At 34.4% G+C, this 6,279-nt stretch carries 6 protein-coding genes; all 6 read right to left on the bottom strand.

From position 1 onward, the window contains the following. On the bottom strand, positions 1-1,548 hold a 1,548-nt coding region (locus tag ACLBXA_RS29105), incomplete at its 3' end, for a DNA topoisomerase (RefSeq protein ID WP_447617726.1). 15 nt (positions 1,549-1,563) lie between these two features. Next, entirely contained in the window at positions 1,564-1,698 is a 135-nt protein-coding gene (locus tag ACLBXA_RS29110; protein WP_277489790.1) for a hypothetical protein, read from the bottom strand. A gap of 146 nt (positions 1,699-1,844) precedes the next feature. Then, on the bottom strand, positions 1,845-5,078 hold the full coding sequence (locus ACLBXA_RS29115; RefSeq protein ID WP_277489792.1) for an LPD25 domain-containing protein: 3,234 nt from the start codon (positions 5,076-5,078) through the stop codon (positions 1,845-1,847). Next, positions 5,071-5,346: a hypothetical protein gene (locus ACLBXA_RS29120; protein WP_277489794.1), complete on the bottom strand. Its 276-nt coding sequence runs from the start codon at positions 5,344-5,346 to the stop codon at positions 5,071-5,073. The genes ACLBXA_RS29115 and ACLBXA_RS29120 overlap by 8 nt, the downstream gene beginning before the upstream one ends. A 42-nt stretch (positions 5,347-5,388) precedes the next feature. After that, positions 5,389-5,826 carry a hypothetical protein gene (locus tag ACLBXA_RS29125; protein ID WP_000428253.1) on the bottom strand — a complete coding sequence of 146 codons (438 nt, stop codon included), beginning with the start codon at positions 5,824-5,826 and terminating at the stop codon, positions 5,389-5,391. 3 nt (positions 5,827-5,829) lie between these two features. Next, the coding region (gene mobL / locus ACLBXA_RS29130; protein ID WP_447617727.1) for a relaxase MobL at positions 5,830-6,279 on the bottom strand (450 nt) is incomplete at its 5' end.

Genomic DNA, 6,279 nt, shown 5'->3' on the forward strand with positions numbered 1-6,279 from the left:
CACTGTCCCAATCCGTTTCCCTTTCATGAGTTCCTTCAAATGTTCATCATCTAATTTACGTCCTGCCGTTTCCATAAAGGTTAAAATGGAACTTTCCGTATGAAAGGCTGGTTTCTTTGTTCGAGACTCAATCAAGTCATACTGAACGATTCTGAAAGAATCTCCTTCTTGTAAAATAGGTATCTGGAATGCTTCAACTGACCCCTCTTCTAAATCCTCTTGAAACACACTTAGAAACCCTTTCTCTTGTAGGATTTTTTCTTTTGTACTGTATGTGTTGCCCTCTTGATCTATAAAATGTACTTCTCTTACCAGGTAGATTGCTGGTTTCATAAAATTCCCGATAAATCGTTTTACAATTAAGTCATATAACTGTTTTTCTAATGGTTCTCGGTTGGTCCCGACATATAATTTTGTTGTTGGGATGATGGCAAAGTGACTACTGACTAATTCATCATTAAAAGTAGAATGTTTTTTCGTAATAGAAGATGGAGATACTTGTTGTACAAGATTTGCATAGGCGCTTTTTTCTAATGCTGCCATTACTTCTTTCACTCGTTCCACTTGTTCTGTAGGTAAGTGCCTAGATGAAGAACGAGGATATGTGATAAAGCCTTCTTCATACAAACTCTGAATATGTTTTTTTGCTGTCTCCGCATTTATCTTCAGTTTTGCGTGAGCATCTTTGTAGATATCCGTTAAGTTATATAATAATTTTGGTTTCTTTTTTCTATTGCTTTCTTTAAATTCCGTTACAATTACATTCGTTTCTTTCAAGCTATCTCCAAGCTTTTGTAGTGGCGATGGATCTATCAGTTGATCTTCTGTTTTCATTACTGGTGATAAACCGTTTTCCGTTAGTAGCTTTAAATTGTAATAGGTTTGTTCTTTATAATTTTGAATAGCGATTTCCCTTTGACGGATTTCATTCAAGATACACATTTGAACACGACCAGAAGCCAATAAAAATTGGTTTCTTGCTAGTTTGGATGTACAGCCCCTTGTAACATTAATCCCTAGAATATAATCCAGGTATTGCCTTGCTTTAGCCGATTGTGCAAGCCCGTCATAATCTTTTAATGGTTCTAATCGGTTCAATGCTCCCTCTAATTCTGCGGCCTCATAAGATGATTTATATACACGAGACTGCTTCTTATTTACCCCCGCGTACTCGTACACCTCTCTATAGATTAATTCTCCTTCTCGATCCGCGTCACAGATGTTAACCACGTGTTCAACGTCATGACGCTGCAATAGTTTAACAAGTGTTTGTAGTTGCTCAGCATACTCTTGTTTTACTTTATAAACTGGCTGATAAATTAAGGGTAAATGCTCCAATTTAAATACTTTATACTTGGAATCCATCTCTTCCGGATGTTTTAACTCTAATAAATGCCCCCGGCACCAACTAATAATGTAATTTTCATTTTCATAGTAGCCATAATACGGCATACTTCCCGAATACTTTTGAGAGTTTCTAAATCTAGGTGATTTTAATAATTCAACAGCTACCTTCTGTTTTTCAGCAATAAATAATGTTTTCCCCATAAGTACTACCTCCTATTAATCTGCAATTTCAGTTTCACGCTTCCATTTCTTATTTCTCCGCTTTTTCATCATTCTGTGACCAAACAATAGAAACATGTTCAAAAAGACAGCTACAAGGAACATACAGCCCACAAACAACCATACATTCATGGCATTCTCTCCTTTCCGTTCTATAAATAAGAAAGAGGGCTTTTTCTTTTGCCCTCTTTCATTTTTAGATATAAAAAAATCACCCTCCGTTATCTCAATTGAGTAACAAAAAATGATTTAATCTGGTATTCCGTCTATACAATTTTTCATCGTTCCATTTCCATTGTTTCTTTTTTTCTACCCGATTTCTTTGTAGACTTCGACTGATCTACATTCCCAGGATCTATTTCCTTATCTTTTTCTTTATCATTCGTTTGTTTTCCATTCAATGGCTGAAAATTTTTATCAAAATCCTTTTCCTTTGAAGTTGTAGACTGATTCACCGTTATTCCTTCTTTTCCAAGCTTCTCATCCACCTGGTTTTCTAATTTTACTACGTGTTCCTGGCTTACCAGCTCATTATCAATCGAAACATATTTCGTTGTATAATACCGTTCTTCAGCTTTTACACGAGTGACAATGCTATCAATATTATCTGGTGTCTCTTCATATTGTGAACGTCTGTATGCTTCAAATTTTCGGCTTAAATCTTTATCTAATGTAGTTGATTCTTTTTCTTTTGAAGGTTGAATTTGTTGATCTAAAGAGACAATAGATGCATATCCTTCCTTTTTCATTTCTTTATACAATTCCACTTCTTTTTCATTAAATGAGTAATCTTTTTGTGCCTCCGCTTTTTCAACTAAGAGTCCATATCGTTCATCTTTTACCAATTCATCTAGACTCATATTTGCATCCTTTTCATAAACAACAAATGACAAATTTCCTCTCCCGTCAAAGATAGAACTTTGAACCTTTTCATATAAATCTGGTTTCAAAATGTTATCTAAATAGACATTTTCTCGTTTCCCGTTCTTTTCCATGAGGGAAACATATAAATCGTCCCGATTTGTTTTATCTTGATTCCATACAGACAAATGATTTATATCTTTCGTAACGGCATCCATCATGTGGATTCTTGCCAGTTCTTCATCTTGCATACCATTTGCTAATACTTCAATTGTAACTAAGTGGTTGGGTGTCTCTTTCGATTTTTCTAATGGATTTTCTTGTGCTTTTTCCATTGGTATTTCTTTGTTATTTCTATGGTTTACTACCTCATCTCGTAACGCTTGTTTTACTTCATCCGATAAATGCCTTTTCTCGTTTAATACCTGTTCATACGGTGTCTTATAGTCCCCATCCCCCATATTCATACGATCCATACTCACAAGCTCCATTCTTCCAAAATCCCTATCGACTTCTTTTGGAATGGCAATATGATAACGAGCTTGATCGTAAGGGATGCTTTCACCTCTTTCTCTAGCTTCTTCCCTTGCTTTTTCAATACTTGAAATAACTTCAGCCATTTTTTCATTGGCTTCTCCAAATGGGATCAGTTGATTATTCTTAAAAGTTTCATTGTCGCTCCATTGGACTAGCATAGTTGGACGATTAATTTCATTCTGATTAAGTGCTGCATACTTTTCTTGATTCGCCTCGTTAAATGCATCAATAAATTCTTTATCACTCAATTTTTCTGCACCATCTACAGGTTCAAACGCACGATTCCTATCTGCTTGTTCCCTTAACTCTGAAATAGAAATAAGTTCTTGTGTCGTATTACTTAAGCTCATATATTCCACTAGTAAAATATTTTTTTCATTCTGTTTTTCATTTACAAGGCTATGTTGATCGTTTTTTTCTAGTCCAATTGGTGCAAGTATTTTTTCTTCTACATGTTCATATTCAATCGTTGTATAATACCCATCTCCTTTATCTAGACCTTTAAAACTTGCCTCTTCTGCTACTGTATATCCATGATCCTCGACATGAAAAACTTCTTCATTTTGCTGTAGTGGCTTGCCTGTTTCGTTGCAATAAATCACTTCTGATTCGGCTTTTGGATATAGCCCTTTATATTCAATATCATTATTCATTACTTCTTTATGCGCTGTTGAAATTCGGTGATTAATTACATTCAAAGCTAGGCTCACTGAATTTTGAAACCAAAAATCCTTATGTTTTTCTTTCACATACTCATTAACACAATCGACTTTTAAACTCTTTTCTCGATCTAATGAAACCCTAGCAAGTGGTATATCATTGAAACTATCTCCTAACAAATCAGCTTCATAATATGGCTCTAATGTATCTGTAATTTTTTTAAGTGAATCTTGTTCTCTGTTTGTACCAAATTCATAAACGATCTGTTCCATTTCCCTTAAATTCAAACGAATATTAGGGTTTATTTCTTCTAATACACGATTATCTTCTGAAAGCTGAATCTCATAGTTTTCCCAATGTTTTTCAAAATTTAATCCCAGCCTTTCATTGATAAGTTGCTGTGCATTTTGTTGAATGCCCGTTAAAATTTCGAAATTGTCTCTTACATTTCCATCTTTATTTTCAGACCCTTGTTTTTCCATATGATCTACTCCTTTTTCGTTTGTTCTTTCTTTTTCCAACATGCTTTCAATTGTTTCAATAAATTCAATTGAAGTTTCATGTACTTCTTTCAATAATTTCGTTTTATCTTTCATTTCTTTTCCTTGTGTCCAGTTTGCTAAATACCCTAAAGAATATTCGCTCGTATCAATCCCAAAGTAAGAAGAAACGGCATAAGCTGTCATTTCTGCTTGAAACTCTTTTTCTGGTGCTGTGTAATTCATATGTGTCTCTGCTGTATGAAGTTTGGCATGCGCCAATTCGTGAAGAAGTGTTTTTACATTTTGTAATTCACTGTTTCTAGGATTCAAAGCAACCTCTTTTGTTAAGGTGTAACTAACCCCCTTTGCGACCCCAAGTTCTTGCTTCGGCACAATAATTTTCACACCGTTTTTTTCCGCAATGGCTTCCATTCCCTTGTACAAACTCTTGTAATCTGTTACGCTCCCGTCTAGCCAACGATCCGGAAAAATACGAGGAAGATCTTCCGCTTTTGCGTTTGTTTGGGACACATCAAACACATGACCGACAGCAAAATATAAGCGACCTGGTTTCACTTGTACGCTTTTAGATTCAATTTGTTTTTTCTCTTGCTCACTCGCCTTTGTAACGGATTTCCATGTCCCATCTTTGTCTTTAAATTTTGCTACCGTTCGGTTTGGAACAAGAATTTTAATTCCTTTCTCACCCTTCTTAACCGGAAATCCTTTTTCTTTCCAAAAAGAAAAGGAACCAACTGCACTGGCTCCCTGGAATTGACTCTGTATTAATGAAATATTAGATGGTGAATAATGATAAAATTTTGCCATAAACGTTAGATACTCTTTCAAATCTCCCGGTGTACGAAAGTAACCTTCAACGCTTTTTTCCATCTTTTTTGTTAAAGCTTGCACAGCTTCTTTCTTTTCTTCTGGTGATTTCGTTTGATACTTTTTCTTATAACTTTTACTCATGATCTTCTCCTACTCTTTCACTTGCTTTTTGTAATTCCTCCATTTCCTCTTCATTCCATCTCTCAGTTGTATCGAAGAAAAGCTCATGAGTTTTTACATTGATCGGAACTAACATATTCTCTTGATTCATGACATGAACTGCAAGTTCTTCCTCTTGTTCTCGTGTAATTTTGATTGTTAGTCCTTCATCTTTTACAAGTAAAACAAGTTCACCTTCTCCAATCTCTTTAATGACTCCTAATGCGATATCTTCATGAAATAATAACATCCTTATAACCTCCTGTTTTTTTATAAAAAGAAACAATGTAGCTTACGTTACATTGTTCTTTGATGCCTCATGATCTATACGTTTTTGTCTTGCATGACTAATCCGTTCCGCTACAACTTCTTTAGCTATCTTCACACTTCCCATCTCTTGTTTATCAGTCGTAATAAGGCTATCTACGCCCTCTAAAAAGAAATAACCATTTAATAATTCAATTAAAATTTGCGTATTTCTATCCGCACTATTTGCACCAAGACGAATTTTTGTTAGTTCACTTTTCAACACATCGTGTAGATTCTTTGATACAATTTCGGAAATATAATTCAATGACCATTCTGAACTTTTTGATGCTTGATGCTCCATACAAATTTTTGATATAGCATCTCCTGGATGTGTAATATTGTTTTCATCCATGTAGTCTTGAATGTATTGATGGACATTTTCATTTAATGATAACTTCATTCGTATTTTTTTATTCTCCATGATCTAACCCCTTTCATTTTCATATGCATTTTCCCTTTGCATACGCTCATAATACTTTTGATTTTTCCAACTTTCATATTCACTTTTAAAAGCGCCTTCCACTTTTCTCATAGAATACTGAATAGATACATTCTGCTGAAATTTTCGAAATGACTTTGATTTTTTCATGTGATGGATTCTTTTTTGTTCTTTATCATATGCCTTCATTTCTTGTAAAAAGGCGTTACCCATTCTTTTATATAGGTCATTAATTTTATTCGTTTTATAATTTTCATATTGCTTCTTATCATACTTTCCTTCCCCATAAGCTTCTTTAAAAACTTGCACCTCTTTATCTAACTTTTTGAGAAACTGATCGTAATCTTTTTTATGATGATGTTGAATATACCGACTGCTTAATTCATCAATTTGCGGCTTTAATGGTTGAATCGTATTGTAGCTATATTGCCACTG

The sequence above is a fragment of the Bacillus sp. D48C genome, from assembly GCF_053345735.1.